Below are 17,737 nucleotides of genomic sequence, written 5' to 3' on the forward strand. Positions count from 1 at the left end.
TGACTTTACGGGTCCTTGCGTCGGAGGTTGCTGATCTCAAGAATAACCGAGTCCTGCTCGACAACGCTTCGATGTTCTAGCAGATCGAAATCCCAGCGACTACGGGCTTCGCTGACTTCACGGCGATAATCCCGGCCTTTGTGGAAGAAGGCTGTGGCTTCCGTCTCGACCATCCAATCGGAGGAATAGGATAGAAGTTGGTCGAGATCAGCCAGAGCGCGAGCGGAAACGCGCTGGCATTCAGGCAACTCATGTGTCGCCTGCTCAATCCGGAGCGGATGAACCGAACCCCGAGCTCCGGTTTCGTTCAGGGCGACGCGGAGGAAAGCAGCCTTTTTATGGTTGCTTTCGACCAAGTGAACCCAACCATCTTCAAGCTCGGCGAGCAATATCGCGGTCACGACGCCCGGAAAGCCACCGCCCGAGCCAAGATCGATCCATTTTGATGGCTCCGGGGATAGTTGAAAGATTTGCGCGCTATCGGCGATATGGCGCTGCCAAATCTCGTTCAGGGTCGAGGGAGCGACAAGGTTGATTGTTTTCGCCCACTTGGAGAAGAGCGTGGCAAAGTGCTCAAGCCTCTCCTGCGTTTCACGTGAAACACTTCTGCCGTTCAACATCATGCCGAGACTCGTTTTACGCGATCCGAGACCGCGGCTTCTTTTTTTACAAGCGCAAGAATAAGTGCCAACGCTGCCGGCGTCATACCGTCAACTTTCGCGGCCTGCGCCATATTGCTGGGCTGATGCTTCGCGAGCTTTATTCGTAGCTCGTTTGAGAGACCGGGCACTGTAGAATAATCGAAGGACAGGGGGATGGTTTTTGACTCATCGCGGATCGTTGAGCCAATATCTGCAGCCTGTCTATTCATGTAGACAGAGTAGGTGGATTCGATCTCGAGAGCTTCCGCTACCTTTGGATTGACCCCACGGAGTTCTCCCCAGACACCGGCCAGATCAGCCATCGACTGGTTGGGGTAGGCGAGCAGTTCGTACGCCGTACGCCGCTGGCCGTCCTGATTGAGGGACAATCCGTGCGCTGCACCCTGTTTAGGCGTCAGCGAGAGCGATTTCAGCATCGCACGGGTTTCGTCGACTGCTTTGGAGTAGGCCGCGAACTTCGCTGCACGATCAGTGCCCACGCAGCCCAGTTCAATGCCCTTGTGAGTCAGCCTGATATCGGCATTGTCGGCTCGTAGCGAAAGGCGGTATTCTGCACGTGATGTAAACATCCGATAAGGTTCCGTCACGCCCTTCGACGTGAGGTCATCGACCATGACACCGATATAGGATTCGGCACGACTGAACGGCTCCGGCTGGCCGCCCGAAGCCGTGATCGCTGCTGAAAGGCCGGCGACCATCCCTTGCGCCGCAGCTTCCTCGTAGCCCGTCGTGCCGTTGATCTGGCCAGCCAGGAACAGCCCTGGCAATTTCTTGACTTCCAGCGTGGGTGTCAATTCCCGCGGATCAACATAGTCATACTCGATCGCATAGCCGGGCTGAATAATCTCGACCTGCTCGAGGCCCGAGATCGTCCGGATGAAAGCCTCCTGGACTGATGCGGGCAGGGACGTGGATATTCCGTTTGGGTAAACAGTTGGATCATCAAGCCCTTCGGGCTCTAGGAAGATCTGGTGCCCGTCGCGCTCACCGAACCGCACGATCTTGTCTTCGATTGACGGACAATAACGCGGGCCCACGCCCTCGATCTGGCCGGAATACATTGCGGACAGGTGGATGTTGTCGGAGATGATCCGATGGGTCGCCTCGTTCGTGCGGGTCACTCCACAGCTGATCTGCGGCGTTACGATTTTATCGGTCATGAACGAGAATGGAACTGGCTGCTCATCGGCTTCCTGCTTGTCAAGCTGGTCCCAGGCGATGGTCCGCCCATCAAGCCGTGCCGGTGTGCCGGTTTTCAGGCGCCCCAAGGCAACGCCAAGTCCAAGAAGCGTCGCTGATAGCCCGAGCGATGGTTCCTCACCCACCCGACCGGCCGGTATCTTTTCCTGCCCGATATGAATAAGCCCGCGCAGGAACGTACCGGTCGTGAGTACAGCCGTTCCGCATCCGAATCGACCGCCATCCCTCATGATGACAGCTGACACTCGACCAGTGTCCGTGATGAGGTCGAATGCGTCACCCTCGATGACAGTGAGGTTCAGGTGATTGAAGATTTCCTTCTGCATCGCTTCACGGTAAAGGCGCCGGTCGGCCTGCGTACGGGGACCACGAACGGCGGGACCCTTTTTCCGGTTGAGCAAACGGAACTGGATTCCGGAAACGTCTGCGACCCGGCCCATCAGACCGTCAAGTGCATCGACCTCGCGCACGAGGTGACCTTTGCCCAGCCCGCCAATCGCGGGATTGCAGGACATGACACCAATCGTTTCACGTTTGTGGGTAATTAAGGCCGTCCTCGCGCCCATCCGCGCTGCAGCGCTCGCGGCCTCGCAACCCGCGTGACCACCACCAATGACGATGACATCGAAATTTTGGTCCATATTCATTGTCCCACGTCAGCCGAGTGTTTCACGTGAATCATTTTCCGATACAGAACTGCGAGAAGATAACATCCAGCAACTGCTCGACATCGACCCGGCCCGTAATGCGCCCCAAGGCGGATGCGGCTGCTCGAAGGCTCTCGGCTCTCAAGTCAAGTTCCGTGCCGTTTAACGCCTCTGCGATAAAATTGGAAGCATCTTTCAGTGCGTCGACTTGCCGAGCTCTGTTCGGTACCAGCGAACCGGTCCACAACGCTGTGATCTTTCGGAGGATGGCCTCCCTGAGGAGCTCGAGCCCGTCGCCAGTTTTTGTTGAGATGCAAAGGTCGAAGTCGTCCGAAGGTGCGTGCGCATCCAGCTTCGTTCCGACAGTTAGAACGTTAGCGTGACTAAACTCATGGTTTTGTAACGCCGGCGAATCGATCTCGTTGAGAGCGAGGATCATGTCGGCTTGCTCGATCGCAACACGGGCCCGACGGATCCCTTCGACTTCGACAATATCGTCGCTTTCCCGCAGGCCAGCCGTATCGAAGAACCGGACCAGATAACCCGACATGTCGAGATCGACGTGCAGGATATCCCTGGTCGTTCCCGCGCGTTCCGTCACAATCGCCACATCCCGGTTCGCAAGCGCGTTCAAAAGGCTGCTTTTGCCCGCATTCGGAGGCCCGGCGATGACAATCTTGTAGCCATCCCGGATGATCTCGCCAGACTTTGCCGTTTCCAGATGCTGCAGAAGTTCCATAGAAATCTGGCCCACCTCGCTCCAGACCCGCTCCGATACGGAACCCGGCACGTCGTCCTCTTCAGCGAAATCCAGCTCGGCCTCGATCAGAGCACGCGACCGCGTCAGCCGCTCAGCCCAGTCGATATAGAGCGCTGACTGGCCCCCGAAGCTTTGCTCGACTGCAAGCCGGCGCTGCATTTCCGTTTCGGCAGAGATGAGATCCGCAAGACCTTCAATCTCGACCAGATCCAGCTTGCCGTTCTCAAAAGCTCGCCTTGAAAACTCTCCCGCCTCGGCCAACCTCAGTCCGTCGATTTGCTCGAGCTCCAGGACGAGAGCTGCAACAACGGCGCGGCTGCCATGCACATGCAGTTCGACGCAGTCTTCTCCCGTAAACGAGTTTGGCCCCGGGAAGCCGACCACCAGTCCCTGATCGATGATCGCACCGTTTCGGCCGCGAATCGTTCTGAGCGATGCTTTACGGTCTGTCGCTAAACGACCAGCAAGCGTCTCAGCCGCGGTGAAGGCCTGGTTGCCGCTTAGCCTGATAACGGCGAGACCTGCGGGCAGTGCTCCACTCGAAAGGGCAAAGATCGTATCAGGGTTCATGGTGCGGCTTTCGAACTGTGTCCCAGAAACTCGAAAGCGCCCGTCTTTACGACGGGCGCCTCTCGGTAGCAGTGAATCCGGCTAAGGATCAGGTGTTCATCGAGTCGAAGAAGTCGCTGTTGCTCTTGGTCTGCTTCAGCTTGTCGATCAGGAACTCGATTGCATCGGTCGTTCCCATCGGCGCGAGAATGCGACGGAGAACAAAGATCTTCTGCAGGTCCTGGCGCTGGACGAGGAGGTCTTCCTTGCGCGTGCCGGATTTCAGAATATCCATGGCCGGGAAGATGCGCTTGTCGGCAACCTTTCGGTCGAGCACGATTTCCGAGTTGCCCGTACCCTTGAACTCTTCAAAGATGACTTCGTCCATACGGCTGCCCGTATCGATCAGCGCCGTAGCGATGATGGTCAGCGATCCGCCTTCTTCAATATTACGGGCGGCACCGAAGAAGCGCTTCGGGCGCTGCAGGGCGTTGGCATCCACACCACCGGTCAGAACCTTGCCGGATGACGGAACGACCGTGTTGTAGGCGCGGCCAAGACGGGTGATGGAGTCGAGCAGAATGACGACATCGCGGCCGTGTTCGACGAGGCGCTTCGCCTTCTCGATGACCATTTCAGCCACCTGAACGTGGCGGATGGCGGGTTCGTCGAAGGTCGAGGAAACAACTTCGCCCTTCACCGAGCGCTGCATGTCCGTCACTTCTTCCGGCCGCTCGTCGATCAGGAGAACGATGAGATAGCACTCGGGGTGGTTAGCCGTGATCGAATGCGCGATGTTCTGCAAGAGAACGGTCTTACCCGTGCGCGGCGGCGCGACGATCAGGCCGCGCTGGCCCTTGCCGAGCGGTGCGACGAGATCGATCACGCGCGCCGAATTGTCCTTCGACGTCGGGACGTCGAGTTCCATCTTGAAGCGCTCATTCGGGTAGAGCGGCGTCAGATTGTCGAAATGCACCTTGTGGCGGATTTTTTCCGGGTCGTCGAAGTTGATCGTGTTGACCTTTAGCAGCGCGAAATAGCGCTCGCCTTCCTTCGGCCCGCGGATCGGTCCCTCGACGGTGTCGCCGGTCTTCAGCGAAAAGCGGCGGATCTGCGAGGGAGAGATGTAGATATCATCCGGGCCAGGCAGGTAATTGGCGTTGGCCGAACGGAGAAATCCGAAGCCATCCTGCAGAACTTCAACGACACCTTCGCCGATGATCTCGACATCCTGGCTGGCCAGAATCTTGAGAATCGCAAACATCAATTCCTGCTTGCGCATGGTGCTGGCGTTTTCCACCTCCAGCGATTCGGCGAATGTCAGCAAATCGGTCGGCGATTTGCTCTTGAGTTCTTGAAGCTTCATTTCAGCCATGAAGAGGGGACCATATTCAGAATTTTTTAGGGAAACAGGCGTGTCGGTGAAATTCGCTACCGCGGAAGACACCGGGGTAGGACAGACGATTACACACATGCCACGAGATGAGATGGCTGGGAAAATAGCTGTTCACGAGCACGCCTGCAAGGGGGAGGGGCAGGCGGAGTTAAGAAAAAGCTCAAGACACCATCAAAATGGCTTAACGATGACCATGATTACGATGGCAATCATCAAAACCGTCGGGATTTCGTTCATCAACCGCCAGTAGCGGGCGGTTTTGCGCGGCCCGTCTATGGCAAAAGCCCGAACTGCGGCACTGAACCGCATATGCGCCATGGTGAGCAGCAGGACAAACAGTATCTTGGCATGAAGCCAGCCGCCCTGGAAACCGTAGACTGCCCAAGCGAGATAAAGCCCGAGCGCCCAGCTGATCATCATCGCCGGGTTCATGATGATTTTCAGGAGCCGCCCCTCCATCACTTTGAAGGTTTCCGACTGGGCAGAACCCGGCTGGGCTTCCGTGTGATAGATGAAAAGCCTGGGCAGGTAGAGCAGCCCGGCCATCCAGGAAATCACGGCGATGACGTGAAACGCCTTGATGTAGAGCAGGAAATCATCCGGCCGCAGCCAGTAGATAAAAAACAGCACGACGACGAAAACCGAAAGCGCCGTCGCCGCCCGGAACGCGACACGCCGCCCATTTCCGGCACCGGTGCGGTCGTCCGGCGTCATACGCCCGATCCTCTGACCCGTTTCACAAGATGCGCAACAGTCTGCGGATCCGCCTGCGGTGTGATGCCGTGGCCGAGATTGAAGATCAGCGGTCCCTGTCCAAGCCCCTGGAGGATAGCATCGATCCCGTCGTCTAGGGACTTTCCGCCCGCCACCACGCGCATTGGATCGAGATTGCCCTGAACAGGTCCGTCCTTCTGCAGCTCCTGCGCAAACGACATCGGCACCGACCAATCGAGCCCGATTGCATCTGCGCCCGTCCGGGCCCGGTAGTGTTTGAGGTTCATGCCTGCACCCTTGGCGAAAGCAATCACCTTCGCGTCAGGTCGCGCTGCCTTGATGATATCGATGATTCGCCGCACGGGCTTGATCGAAAATTCCTCGAATTCCTTCTCCCCGAGCACGCCGGCCCAGGAATCGAAGATCTGCACGACATCTGCGCCCGCATCGATCTGACCGATCAGATATTCGGCAGACATTTCCGCCAGCAGAGCCAGCAGTTTTTCGAAGGCCTCGGGGTAGCGGTAGGCGAACAGACGTGCCGGCGCTTGGTCCGGTGTTCCCTGACCGGCGATCATATAGGTCGCAACGGTCCAGGGAGCCCCGCAGAAGCCGATCAGGGCAGTTTCAGGGGGTAGCTCCAGCCGAAGCCTCCGAACCGTCTCCAGCACCGGTGCAAGGTGGGAAAGCATCGTGCTGCCATCGAGCGCTGCAATCCCTGCTTCGTCGATCGGATCCATCCTTGGACCCTCTCCCTGCACGAAGCGAACATTGCGCTTCAAGGCATCGGGAATGACGAGGATATCGGAAAACAGGATGGCTGCGTCGAACTGGTAGCGCCGGATAGGCTGAAGCGTCACTTCGACAGCCAGATCCGGCGTATAACAGAGATCGAGAAACGAACCGGCTGCCGCACGGACTTCCCGGTACTCGGGCAGATATCGACCTGCCTGCCTCATAAGCCATATCGGCGGTGGGGTGATCGTCTTGCCGTTCAGCACCTCAACGATCTTCCTGGTCGGACCGGCCAATGGGTTCTCCAAATAAAGAAAATAAGATTCTTAAGATCTTCTATTTCTTAGAGTCGGTGAGTAGCAAGGATTAAAACTCCTGCACAGAAAACGCGACGATCTGCCGCTCCGTATCGCTGAAAAGGAAAACTTCCGGGCATTCTTGGCAGAGCTTCTGGATAACCATATTTCGATCAGGGATATCAATTGCTTGTGCCGGGCGCTTGGTGAAGCTCTCTTGTGGATATCTTGTGAATCAATCGATAGGTTCATCCGGTTATCCCCGCTTTGAACAGGGGGCCTGAAACGGCTTCCTCGAAATACGTGATTGTGGACAACTCGGAGGTTATCCCAGGGGTCGGGCCCGTCCCTCCAAACGCGGTCACTCTCTCCCCGGTTATCAACAGAGGACGAAGAACAACGTGGAGAACAGAAAAAACTTCTTCCATCTCCACCTCATATCTGACTCCACAGGCGAGACCCTGATCTCGACAGGACGCGCGGCGGCAGCCCAGTTCCAGACCTCGCTCGCTGTCGAGCACGTCTATCCGCTGGTGCGAAACCGCAAGCAGGTTCTCGCCGTGCTGGAGGCGATCGATCGTGAACCGGGGATCGTCCTTTATACGATCGTTGATCGCGAGCTTGCGAAACTGCTGGACGACCGCTGCCGTCAGATAGGAACACCGTGCGTCAACGTGCTGGAACCGGTTATGGCGACATTCCAGACCTATCTCGGAGCACCGTCTAAATACCGCGTCGGCGCGCAGCATGCGCTCAACGCGGAATATTTCGCCCGCATCGAAGCGCTGAACTTCACCATGGATCATGACGATGGCCAGATGCCCGAAGGGTACGACGAGGCCGATGTCGTACTGGTCGGGATCAGCCGCACTTCGAAGACGCCGACCAGCATCTATCTCGCCAACCGCGGTATCAAGACTGCCAATATCCCGATCGTGCCGGGCGTCGACCTTCCGCACGCACTTCTGTCTGCAACCCGCCCCCTGATCGTCGGGCTGGTCGCGACGACGGACCGCATTTCACAGGTGCGCGAACACCGCGAACTCGGAACCACGCAAAATTTCGATCGCGGTCATTATACGGATCGGGCAACGATCAACGAGGAACTGAAATATGCACGAGCGCTCTGCTCGCGCCACGGCTGGCCGGTCATCGACGTCACCCGTCGGTCGATCGAGGAGACGGCGGCGGCCATCGTTGCGCTCCGCCCGAAGCTACGGTAATTCGGCACTAATTCCATCCGGAGATCTGCCGTGACAATGTCTCACTCCAGGCCACTCATACTGGCCTCATCCAGCAAGTTCAGACGCATGTTGATGGAAAATGCGGGGCTGAGTTTCGAAAGCCGGGCCGCCGATATCGATGAACGTCAGATCGAGGCGGGACTGGTGGGCGCCAGCCCAGATATCGTCGCGCTGACCTTGGCAAAGGCCAAGGCGCTCGATGTCAGCAGGCACTATCCTTCCGCCATCGTCATCGGGTCGGATCAGACCATGTCGCTTGATCATCGCGTTTATCACAAGCCGAAATCACGGGAAGAGGCGCGCGAAAGCCTGCTCTCTCTGTCGGATAGGACGCATAGGCTGAACAGCGCCGTCGCTCTTGTACGCGATGGCGAAACCCTTTGGGAGCATGTTGCACACGCCGATCTTACCGTCAGACCGCTCAGCGAGATATTCGTGGATCGCTATCTGGATAGGGTGGGCGAAACCGTGTTCGGAAGCGTCGGCGCCTACCAGTTGGAAGGTGAGGGCATTCAGCTCTTCTCGCGGATCGAGGGAGATTACTTTACCATTCTCGGCCTACCCATGCTGCCGCTTCTCGACACCTTGCGCGCGATCGGAGCGATCGATGGCTGATTCACGTGAAACACTTTTGGTTAACGCTTTCGTAACGGGCTGGCCGATCAAGCACTCGCGTTCGCCGATCATCCACGGTCATTGGCTGGCTAAGTTCGGTATTGCTGACCGCTACACACGTGAAGCGGTGGCACCTGAGGATTTTCCAGCTTTCATCAGCAAGCTCAAAGACGGATCATCGGGCTATCGCGGCGGCAATGTCACCATTCCCCACAAGGAAATGGCTTTTGCGCTCGCTGATCGTCCAGATGCGATCGCCGAAGAACTCGGTGCCGCCAACACGCTGTGGATGGAGGACGGTGTTCTTCACGCCTCGAACTCCGATGTCTACGGCTTTACCGCCAACCTCGACGAACAGTCGCCCGGTTGGGGAAATGTCGATCGCGCCGTCATTCTCGGTGCCGGCGGTGCCAGCCGTGCTATCATTCAAGCCGTCAGGGATCAGGGCGTCGGAGAAATCCACGTCGTCAACCGGACCGTGGCGCGTGCGCAAGAACTTGCCGACCGGTTCGGACAAAACGTGCACGCGCATGCGATGGAAGCACTGGGCGAGGTCATGTCCGGCGCAGGTCTCTTTGTGAATACAACATCGCTCGGCATGGACGGCGCGCCGATACCGCAGTTCGACTTCTCGACCATGCTCACGAACGCAGTCGTTACCGATATCGTTTATATCCCGCTGCAAACGGACATTCTGAAACAGGCGGAGGAGCAGGGCTTCGTGACCGTGGATGGTCTCGGCATGCTTCTGCACCAAGCCGTGCCGGGTTTCGAGAAATGGTTCGGCCTCCGCCCTGTCGTCGATCGGGCGCTGCGTGATCTCGTCATCGCAGATATGGATATGCACGGATGATCGTTATCGGCCTCACCGGCTCCATCGGCATGGGAAAATCCACCACCGCAGAAATGTTTGCGCAAGAGGGTATCCCGGTCAACGATGCCGACCAGGTGGTCCACGATCTCTATCACGGTGAAGCGGTCGATCCGATCGCGGAGGCGTTCCCGAATGCGGTCAGAGACGGTGTCGTCGACCGACAGGAACTGTCGCGCCAGCTTTCGGTAGCACCTGAAAAATTCAAACTGCTGGAATCCATCGTCCACCCGCTGGTGCGCAAACGCGAAACGGAATTTCTCGATAAACACAAAAGCGCCGGCGCAGCGCTCGTCGTGCTCGACATTCCCTTGCTGTTCGAGACCGGCGGCGAGAAAAGGGTCGATTTTGTCGTCGTCGTCAGCTGCGATCCACAGGTGCAGCGCCAGAGGGTACTTGCGCGGCCCGGCATGACAGAGGAGAAGTTGTCGATGATCTTGGCGCGGCAGGTTCCGGATGCCGAAAAGCGGGCGCGTGCCGATTTCGTCATCGACACCGGCGCCGGACTGGAGCCAGCCAGATCAAGCGTGCGCGACATCATCGCCACTCTAAAAGCCGGCAGCAGGAACGGAAATACCCATGCGTGAAATCATCTTCGATACCGAAACCACCGGCCTTGAATCCAAGGCCGACCGGATTATCGAAATCGGCGGCATAGAGCTCATCAACAACTTCCCGACGGGGAGAACGTTGCACCTCTATATCAACCCGGGCGATCGCAAGGTTCATCCGGATGCGCTGGCCGTCCATGGCATTACCGATGAGTCGCTGAAAGACAAGCCGCCCTTCGCCCAGGTGGCGCAACAGATCATCGACTTCTTCGATGGCGCCCGGTGGATCGCCCACAATGCCAATTTCGATATCGGCTTTATCAATGCCGAATTTGAACGCATAGGCCTGCCGCCGGTCCCACCGGAAAACGTGGTCGATACGCTTTCGATGGCCCGCCGAAAGCATCCGATGGGTCCTAACTCCCTCGACGCACTGTGCCGTCGCTACGGCATCGACAATGGCCATCGCACCAAGCACGGCGCGCTGCTCGACTCCGAACTCCTGGCGGAAGTGTATATCGAGATGACCGGCGGCCGGCAGGCGGCTCTCGGTCTGGTCGGTGCTGATCAGCCGAGAAACGTCATCGAGATCGATGATGTGGTGGTAACCGCGATCGCCGCACGGCCACGCCCTTTGCCACCGCGTATCAGCGAAGACGACATCGCCGCCCATGCCGCGATGGTGATTGGACTGAAGGATAAGGCCGTCTGGCTGAAATATGCAGCCGACTGATTTCTGCTGAAGTCCAAACATGAAAAAAGCCCGGCTGTGACCGGGCTTTTTATATTCTATCCGTTGCTCGCTCAGCTGTTGAGCGGCTGAACCTGCGACTTGGTCTGTTCTTCGGCCATACGCTGCGAGAACATCTGACCGAAATCGATCGGATCGATCATCAGCGGCGGGAAGCCACCGTTGCGAGTCACGTCGGAAATGATCTGGCGTGCGAACGGGAAGAGAAGACGCGGGCATTCGATAAACAGAAGCGGCAGCATGTGCTCCTGCGGGAAACCGGTGATGCGGAAAACGCCGCCGTATACCAGCTCAGCCGCAAACACGATCTTGTCGTCTTCGCGGGCTTCGGCACTCAGCGATAGAACGACGTCGAAGTCGTTTTCCGAAAGCGGATTGGCGTTGACGTTGACGCTGATATTGATCGCTGGAGCCTTGTCGCGCGACTGCAGCGAGCGTGGCGCGCCGGGATTTTCGAACGAAAGATCCTTGGTGTACTGCGCCAGGATATTGAGCGAGGGGGCGGAAGCCTGTTCGTTATCGTCTGCCATAAAAATTCCTCAAGGCTGGAAAGGGTGGCTGAAAAGCGTTGGGGGCACTTAACATTTCGCTCCGGGGCTTACAACCCTGCGAGATCTTAGCCTTAAGGTTCGATCCGCTTATCCTTGTCCGCCCAAGGCGAGGACGGGTTCGGTTCGCGGCGATAATCGTCGTCATCGAGATCGACCACCGGGCCGGATCCAACCGGATGAACAGGCGCAGGACCGGGGCCAGGGCCGGGACCGGCGCGAAAACCGCCCGGGCTTCTGCGATCGCCCGAATTCACGACGACCACGCGGCTGCCGATGGCCGACCAGATCAGCTTGCGGATAAAGGGCACAAGCAGCGCGAGACCAACGATGTCGGTCAGAAACCCCGGCAGCATCAGCAGGATGCCAGCCACCACGACCATCGCTCCGCTCACCAGTTCGGCTGCAGGCATCCGACCTTCGCGCCCTTCTGTCGAAAGCCGCCGCAGCATAGTCATCCCCTGGCCGCGGATCATCAATGCGCCCAGGAGGCCCGTTCCGAGGACGAGGCCAAGCGTTCCCCAAAGTCCGATCGCTCTTCCGACCAAAACAAAACCAGCGATTTCGGCCAGCGGCCAAGCCAGGAGAACAACCGGAAGGAATGGTAAGCGCATAATCATTGCCTGTATCTAATTGGCGGATATGGGTTCATCTCACGCCGTTGCTATTTGAAGATGGGCGGTAGGAGACTATATGAAAAGCTGCATAGAACTTTTAAACGACAATTGCGGGATAAAATGGGCTCGAACGACTTGATAACACTGTTTTTCCTCGTCGCAGCAGTGCTGATATTCCTGCAATTGCGCAGCGTCCTCGGCCGGCGCACGGGACATGAGAAGCCGCCGACTGAGACAGTCAGCCCTCGCGATGTTGCCCGCGGTCCCGTCGAGGACGATAGCAAGGTAGTGACGCTTCCTCGCCGCGACAATGTCGATGAGGAACAACGCAATGCCGATATCGATGCCGTCGCAAAGCCTGATACGCCGCTCAACGCATCGCTTCGTGCCCTCGTGAAGGAAGATCCGTCGTTCCGCCCGAAGGAATTCCTCAACGGCGTGCGGATGGCGTACGAGATGATCGTCATGGCTTTTGCCGACGGTGATCGGAAGACCTTGAAAGGGCTTCTCTCCAATGAAGTCTATGACGGTTTCGAAGCGGCAATCGCCGAGCGCGAGGCCAAGGGCGAGGTGATCAAGTCCACATTTGTCGGCATCGACAAATGCGACATGACACAGGTTTCGCTCAAGGATGGCGAATCCCAGGTTACCGTCCGCATTGTCAGCCAGTTGATCTCCGCAACCTTCGACAAGGCCGGCACGCTGATCGACGGCGATCAGGAAACCGTAGCCGACGTCATCGACATCTGGACCTTTGCCCGCGACATCGGCTCCCGCGACCCGAACTGGAAGCTGGTCGCTACCGAATCCGAACAATGATTTCCGCGTCTCCCACCCTCTCTGACTTCCGCCTCGAGAGGGTCGACTTCGCGGATCTCCCCGGTTGGGCTGCCGACGATCCGAGCCCGCTGTATGAGGCGATGCGCGCTTGCGCGGCCCATATCCGCAACGTTAAGCCCTATCGCAAGGGTTCTCTCGGCCTTGAGGCCATGGAACTGGCGGACCTCTTCGAGCAGGCCGCACCATTTGCCGATGCCTCTGCGGCTCGCACTTTCTTCGAGCAATGCTGCACACCCTTCCGGATCCTGAAGCACAATGACGAACAAGGATTCGTCACCGCCTTCTACGAACCGGAAGTCGACGTCTCCGATGTGAGCGAAGGTCTTTTCACCCATCCCTTCTATTTCCGGCCTGACGATCTCGTCGATCTCGACGAAAGCAATCGCCCTGCGGATCTCGACTCCGGCTACATGTTCGGCCGCCAGACGCCGGATGGTATCGTCGCTTATCCGGATCGCGGTGAAATCGATCGCGGCTGTCTCGACGGCCGGGGGCTGGAGATAGCCTTCGCACGGTCGCGGATCGACGTCTTCTTTGCCCATGTTCAGGGCGCAGCTCGGCTGGTATACCCCGATGGCCGCGTCCGTCGGATCACCTACGCGGCAAAGGCAGGCCATCCGTTTTCGCCGATCGGCAAGCTTCTGATCGATCGTGGCGAAATCGCTCGCGAAGACATTTCCATGCAGAGCATTCGGACGTGGCTTGCCGAAGCTCTGGTGTCGAATCCGGCTAAGGTTGATGAAGTCTTATGGCACAACAAGTCCTACATCTTCTTCCGTGAGGCCGATGTCAGCGACCCTGACCTCGGTCCTATCGCTGCCGCCAAGGTGCCGCTGATCGCGGGACGCTCGCTCGCCGTGGATCGCTCCATTCACACATTCGGCTACCCCTTCTTCATCCATGCGGAACGGCTGACACATCTCGACGACGGCAAGCCGTTTGCGCGGCTGATGCTGGCGCTCGATACGGGTTCAGCCATTATTGGGCCTGCGAGGGGCGATATCTTCACCGGTTCCGGCTATCACGCAGGCGAGCTTGCCGGCACGGTGCGAAACGATGCGGATTTCTATATCCTCGTTCCAAACGCGGCAGCCGGCCGTTATGCCGGGTAGGATATGGCGCATGAAGGATCGAAAACTCAGTTCAGATGAACGCATCCTTTGGGGCAAGGTGGCGAAATCCGCCCGTGCTCTGCCTGGGCGCATGAAAGAGATCGCTGCCTTCGAAGAGGAAATGGCGGCACGACTGGCGGCAGAGGATGAAGTCTCCAAGCCCCCGGTACCGCCAACCCAGCGTGTCAGCGATGCCTTCGCGGCAGTCGCGCCGAAGGTAAAAAAGCCTGCCGGCATCCATCATCCGCTGGAAAAACCCACCCGGAAGAAGCTCGCCAAGGGTCGCCTTGCGATCGATGCTCGGCTCGATCTGCATGGTCTCTACCAGGACGCCGCCCACGATCTGCTGCTCGATTTTCTCTACAGTGCCCATGATCGCGGTCTGCGCCATGTTCTCGTCATCACCGGCAAGGGCCGCTCGGTGGGCGGCGAGGGGGTTCTGCGCCGTGCGGTGCCGCTGTGGTTCTCGAAGGCCGAATTTCGTTTCCTGATCTCGTCCTACGAATGGGCAGCCCAAAACCATGGTGGCGAGGGCGCCATGTACGTGCGGCTTTCAAAGAGCCGTGCGGATTATCGGGGATCGGTCCTGTGACGCCCTTTGGTGAAGCGCTTCGACAGCTGCGCGCCAAAAAGGGAGTTACCCAGAGGCAACTGGCAGAGGCGATCGGGGTTACGCCTGCCTATCTGTCGGCCTTGGAACATGGCAAACGGGGCCGGCCCACATTCGAGCTGCTCCAGCGTATCACCGGCTATTTCAACATCATCTGGGATGAAGCGGAAGAATTGTTTCGGGTCGCAGAAGCCTCGCGCCCGAAAGTGGTCCTCGACACGACAGGCCTGGCGCCTGCATACACCGCATTTGCCAACGCCTTGGCGGCACGGATTCGCTCTTTGCCGCCGGACGTGCTAGAGGAAATGCGAAGACTTCTGCAAAAGGCTTGAATTGCCCTGGAAATCTCTGCGCATCCACGCCTTTCCAGGCATTTTGCGAGGCACCAACCTTTAGAAACCGCCCTGAATTCCCTATATTCAAGGCGGAGACTCCGGTGATTCGCTCGCCGGTATTTTAACCAACTGGAAGAGACTGAATGACCGACACACCCGTCAGCGATCACGGCGCGAGTGCCGAATACGGTGCCGATTCCATCAAGGTTCTAAAGGGCCTGGATGCGGTGCGAAAGCGCCCAGGCATGTATATCGGCGACACAGACGACGGCTCGGGTCTGCATCACATGGTCTACGAAGTCGTCGACAACGCGATCGACGAAGCCTTGGCCGGCCATGCCGATATCGTCACGGTCACGCTCAATGCGGATGGCTCGGTCAGCGTCACCGACAACGGTCGCGGCATTCCGACGGATATCCATACCGGCGAAGGCGTCTCGGCAGCCGAGGTCATTATGACCCAGCTCCACGCCGGCGGTAAGTTCGACCAGAATTCCTACAAGGTCTCGGGCGGACTGCACGGCGTTGGCGTCTCGGTCGTCAATGCACTTTCGGTCTGGCTCAAGCTGAAGATCCGTCGCTCAGGCAAGGTTCACGAGATCTCGTTCACGCACGGCGTCGCCGATGCGCCGCTGAAGGTCATCGGGGATTATGAAGGTCGCTCCGGCACGGAAGTTACCTTCCTCGCCAGCACCGAAACCTTCACTATGACCGAGTTCGATTACGGCACACTCGAGCACCGCCTTCGCGAACTCGCCTTCCTCAACTCCGGCGTTCGAATCCGGCTCACGGATCGGCGCAAGCCGGACGTGAAGGAAGAGGAAATGCTGTATGACGGCGGCCTCGAGGCTTTCGTCAAATATCTCGACCGTTCCAAGAAGCCGCTCGTCGAAAAGCCTGTCGCCATCAAGGGCGAGAAGGATGGCATGACGGTTGAAGTCGCGATGTGGTGGAATGACAGCTACCACGAGAACGTTCTCTGCTTCACCAACAACATTCCGCAGCGCGATGGAGGCACTCATATGGCGGGCTTCCGTGGTGCGCTGACTCGCCAGATCACGTCCTATGCGGACTCGTCCGGCATCATGAAAAAGGAAAAGGTTTCGCTCACGGGTGACGACTGCCGAGAAGGCCTGACCGCAGTTCTTTCCGTGAAGGTGCCGGATCCAAAGTTCTCGTCGCAGACCAAGGACAAACTCGTGTCCTCGGAAGTGCGCCCGGTTGTCGAAAGCCTCGTCAACGAAGCGCTGAGCTCCTGGCTTGAAGAACATCCGGCTGAAGCGAAGATCCTGGTCGGCAAGGTGGTGGAAGCTGCCGTTGCCCGCGAAGCGGCCCGCAAGGCTCGTGAACTCACCCGCCGCAAGGGCGTGCTCGATATCGCCTCGCTTCCCGGCAAGCTCGCCGATTGCTCCGAACGCGATCCGGCCAAGTCCGAAGTTTTCCTCGTCGAGGGTGACTCCGCCGGCGGTTCCGCCAAGCAGGGCCGTTCGCGTGATACCCAGGCTATCCTACCGCTCCGCGGCAAGATCCTGAACGTCGAGCGCGCCCGTTTCGACAAGATGCTGTCCAGCCAGGAAATCGGCACGCTGATTACCGCTCTGGGTACATCGATCGGCAAGGATGAGTTCAACGCTGACAAGCTGCGTTATCACAAGATCATCATCATGACGGACGCCGATGTCGATGGCGCCCATATCAGAACCCTGCTGCTGACCTTCTTCTTCCGTCAGATGCCGGAACTGATCGAGCGTGGCCACATCTACATTGCCCAGCCGCCGCTTTATAAGGTGACGCGAGGCAAGTCGATCCAGTACCTGAAGAACGAGCAGGCTCTGGAAGAGTATCTGATCGGCATGGGGCTGGAAGATACGACCCTGACCCTCGGCTCCGGTGAAGTCCGTGCCGGCCAGGATATGCGCGAAGTCATCCAGGATGCATTGCGCATCCGCTCGATCATCGAGGGACTGCATTCTCGCTACAACCGCTCGATCATCGAGCAGGCAGCCATTGCCGGCGCGCTTCATCCAGATCTGACGGATAACCCCGAACGGGCCCAGCAGACGGCTAACGAAGTCGCCAAGCGTCTCGATATGATCGCCGAGGAAACCGAGCGTGGCTGGTCGGGTCACGTCACCGACGAAGGCGGCATGCGCTTTGAGCGGATGGTTCGTGGCGTAAAGGAAGTCGCCGTGATCGATGTGGCCCTGATCGGCTCTGCCGATGCCCGCCATATCGACCAGATGTCGTCGCGTCTGCAGGAGATCTATAGCACGTCGCCAGTTCTTGCCCGCAAGGATAGCGAGCAGGATATTTCAGGTCCACGCGCCCTTCTCGACACGATCTTTGCGGCGGGACGCAAAGGACTGTCCATGCAGCGCTATAAGGGACTTGGTGAAATGAATGCCGAGCAGCTGTGGGAAACAACGCTTGATCCCAACGTTCGCTCGCTGCTTCAGGTCAAGGTTCCCGATGCGACGGATGCAGACGGCCTGTTCTCGCGTTTGATGGGCGACGAGGTCGAGCCTCGGCGCGAGTTCATCCAAGAGAACGCGCTGAACGTCGCCAACCTCGATATCTAGCAATCTTTTCATCGTGCAAAAATGGCGGCCTCCCGGCCGCCATTTTTGTTTGTCCAGCAGAAATCTGTTTCACGTGAATCTAACCTGTGGATGGACGATTCACGT

The 17,737-nt window shown here is 58.2% G+C and carries 18 protein-coding genes; 10 read left to right on the top strand and 8 right to left on the bottom strand.

What is annotated here, in order from left to right; all coding sequences use genetic code 11:
- Positions 1–5 precede the first annotated feature (5 nt).
- The 6 genes from rsmG to hemE all read right to left on the bottom strand — a co-directional run bounded on the left by rsmG (position 6) and on the right by hemE (position 6,959).
- Positions 6–623, bottom strand: coding sequence for a 16S rRNA (guanine(527)-N(7))-methyltransferase RsmG (gene rsmG, locus J3A65_RS17965; RefSeq protein WP_209902624.1), 618 nt, complete (start codon positions 621–623; stop codon positions 6–8).
- Entirely contained in the window at positions 620–2,503 is a 1,884-nt protein-coding gene (gene mnmG / locus J3A65_RS17970; protein ID WP_209902627.1) for a tRNA uridine-5-carboxymethylaminomethyl(34) synthesis enzyme MnmG, read from the bottom strand. The genes rsmG and mnmG overlap by 4 nt, the downstream gene beginning before the upstream one ends.
- 37 nt (positions 2,504–2,540) lie before the next feature.
- On the bottom strand, positions 2,541–3,839 hold the full coding sequence (gene mnmE, locus J3A65_RS17975; RefSeq protein ID WP_209902629.1) for a tRNA uridine-5-carboxymethylaminomethyl(34) synthesis GTPase MnmE: 1,299 nt from the start codon (positions 3,837–3,839) through the stop codon (positions 2,541–2,543).
- Between the two features lie 88 nt (positions 3,840–3,927).
- Positions 3,928–5,193, bottom strand: a complete 1,266-nt coding sequence (gene rho, locus J3A65_RS17980; RefSeq protein WP_092665173.1) for a transcription termination factor Rho — start codon at positions 5,191–5,193, stop codon at positions 3,928–3,930.
- 192 nt (positions 5,194–5,385) lie between these two features.
- Complete coding sequence (gene hemJ / locus J3A65_RS17985) at positions 5,386–5,928, bottom strand: protoporphyrinogen oxidase HemJ (protein WP_092665176.1); 543 nt, start codon at positions 5,926–5,928, stop codon at positions 5,386–5,388.
- Positions 5,925–6,959, bottom strand: coding sequence for a uroporphyrinogen decarboxylase (gene hemE / locus J3A65_RS17990; RefSeq protein WP_192088324.1), 1,035 nt, complete (start codon positions 6,957–6,959; stop codon positions 5,925–5,927). The genes hemJ and hemE overlap by 4 nt, the downstream gene beginning before the upstream one ends.
- A gap of 401 nt (positions 6,960–7,360) precedes the next feature.
- Between hemE and J3A65_RS17995 the strand changes: the two genes are divergently transcribed.
- The 5 genes from J3A65_RS17995 to dnaQ are packed head-to-tail and all read left to right on the top strand — an operon-like array spanning position 7,361 to position 10,973.
- Positions 7,361–8,182, top strand: coding sequence for a pyruvate, water dikinase regulatory protein (locus J3A65_RS17995; protein ID WP_062462887.1), 822 nt, complete (start codon positions 7,361–7,363; stop codon positions 8,180–8,182).
- A gap of 36 nt (positions 8,183–8,218) precedes the next feature.
- Entirely contained in the window at positions 8,219–8,818 is a 600-nt protein-coding gene (locus J3A65_RS18000; RefSeq protein WP_184655647.1) for a Maf-like protein, read from the top strand.
- Entirely contained in the window at positions 8,811–9,671 is an 861-nt protein-coding gene (locus tag J3A65_RS18005) for a shikimate dehydrogenase (protein WP_209902631.1), read from the top strand. The genes J3A65_RS18000 and J3A65_RS18005 overlap by 8 nt, the downstream gene beginning before the upstream one ends.
- Positions 9,668–10,276, top strand: coding sequence for a dephospho-CoA kinase (gene coaE, locus J3A65_RS18010; RefSeq protein WP_062462898.1), 609 nt, complete (start codon positions 9,668–9,670; stop codon positions 10,274–10,276). The genes J3A65_RS18005 and coaE overlap by 4 nt, the downstream gene beginning before the upstream one ends.
- Positions 10,269–10,973: a DNA polymerase III subunit epsilon gene (dnaQ, locus tag J3A65_RS18015; RefSeq protein WP_062462901.1), complete on the top strand. Its 705-nt coding sequence runs from the start codon at positions 10,269–10,271 to the stop codon at positions 10,971–10,973. Before coaE ends, dnaQ begins: the two co-directional genes overlap by 8 nt.
- Positions 10,974–11,044: 71 nt before the next feature.
- Here dnaQ and secB read toward each other — a convergent pair whose 3' ends face one another.
- Both secB and J3A65_RS18025 read right to left on the bottom strand, forming a co-directional pair.
- Positions 11,045–11,521: a protein-export chaperone SecB gene (gene secB, locus J3A65_RS18020; protein WP_062462904.1), complete on the bottom strand. Its 477-nt coding sequence runs from the start codon at positions 11,519–11,521 to the stop codon at positions 11,045–11,047.
- Positions 11,522–11,613: 92 nt separating this feature from the next.
- On the bottom strand, positions 11,614–12,153 hold the full coding sequence (locus J3A65_RS18025) for an FxsA family protein (RefSeq protein ID WP_062463061.1): 540 nt from the start codon (positions 12,151–12,153) through the stop codon (positions 11,614–11,616).
- 123 nt (positions 12,154–12,276) lie between these two features.
- Between J3A65_RS18025 and J3A65_RS18030 the strand changes: the two genes are divergently transcribed.
- The 5 genes from J3A65_RS18030 (at position 12,277) to gyrB (ending at position 17,632) form a co-directional block, all read left to right on the top strand.
- Entirely contained in the window at positions 12,277–12,975 is a 699-nt protein-coding gene (locus J3A65_RS18030) for a Tim44/TimA family putative adaptor protein (RefSeq protein WP_209902633.1), read from the top strand.
- Positions 12,972–14,108 carry a murein transglycosylase A gene (locus J3A65_RS18035; protein ID WP_209902635.1) on the top strand — a complete coding sequence of 379 codons (1,137 nt, stop codon included), beginning with the start codon at positions 12,972–12,974 and terminating at the stop codon, positions 14,106–14,108. The genes J3A65_RS18030 and J3A65_RS18035 overlap by 4 nt, the downstream gene beginning before the upstream one ends.
- Before the next feature lie 10 nt (positions 14,109–14,118).
- Positions 14,119–14,700: a Smr/MutS family protein gene (locus tag J3A65_RS18040; RefSeq protein ID WP_082471708.1), complete on the top strand. Its 582-nt coding sequence runs from the start codon at positions 14,119–14,121 to the stop codon at positions 14,698–14,700.
- A complete protein-coding gene (locus J3A65_RS18045) occupies positions 14,697–15,050 on the top strand; it encodes a helix-turn-helix transcriptional regulator (protein WP_092665195.1) in 354 nt (117 codons plus the stop codon). Before J3A65_RS18040 ends, J3A65_RS18045 begins: the two co-directional genes overlap by 4 nt.
- A 146-nt stretch (positions 15,051–15,196) precedes the next feature.
- The gene (gene gyrB / locus J3A65_RS18050) at positions 15,197–17,632 is read left to right on the top strand and encodes a DNA topoisomerase (ATP-hydrolyzing) subunit B (protein ID WP_062577110.1); all 2,436 of its coding nucleotides are present in this window, start codon (positions 15,197–15,199) and stop codon (positions 17,630–17,632) included.
- Positions 17,633–17,737 lie beyond the last annotated feature (105 nt).

This window comes from Rhizobium sp. PvP014 (assembly GCF_017876855.1).
Classification (GTDB): domain Bacteria; phylum Pseudomonadota; class Alphaproteobacteria; order Rhizobiales; family Rhizobiaceae; genus Neorhizobium; species Neorhizobium soli.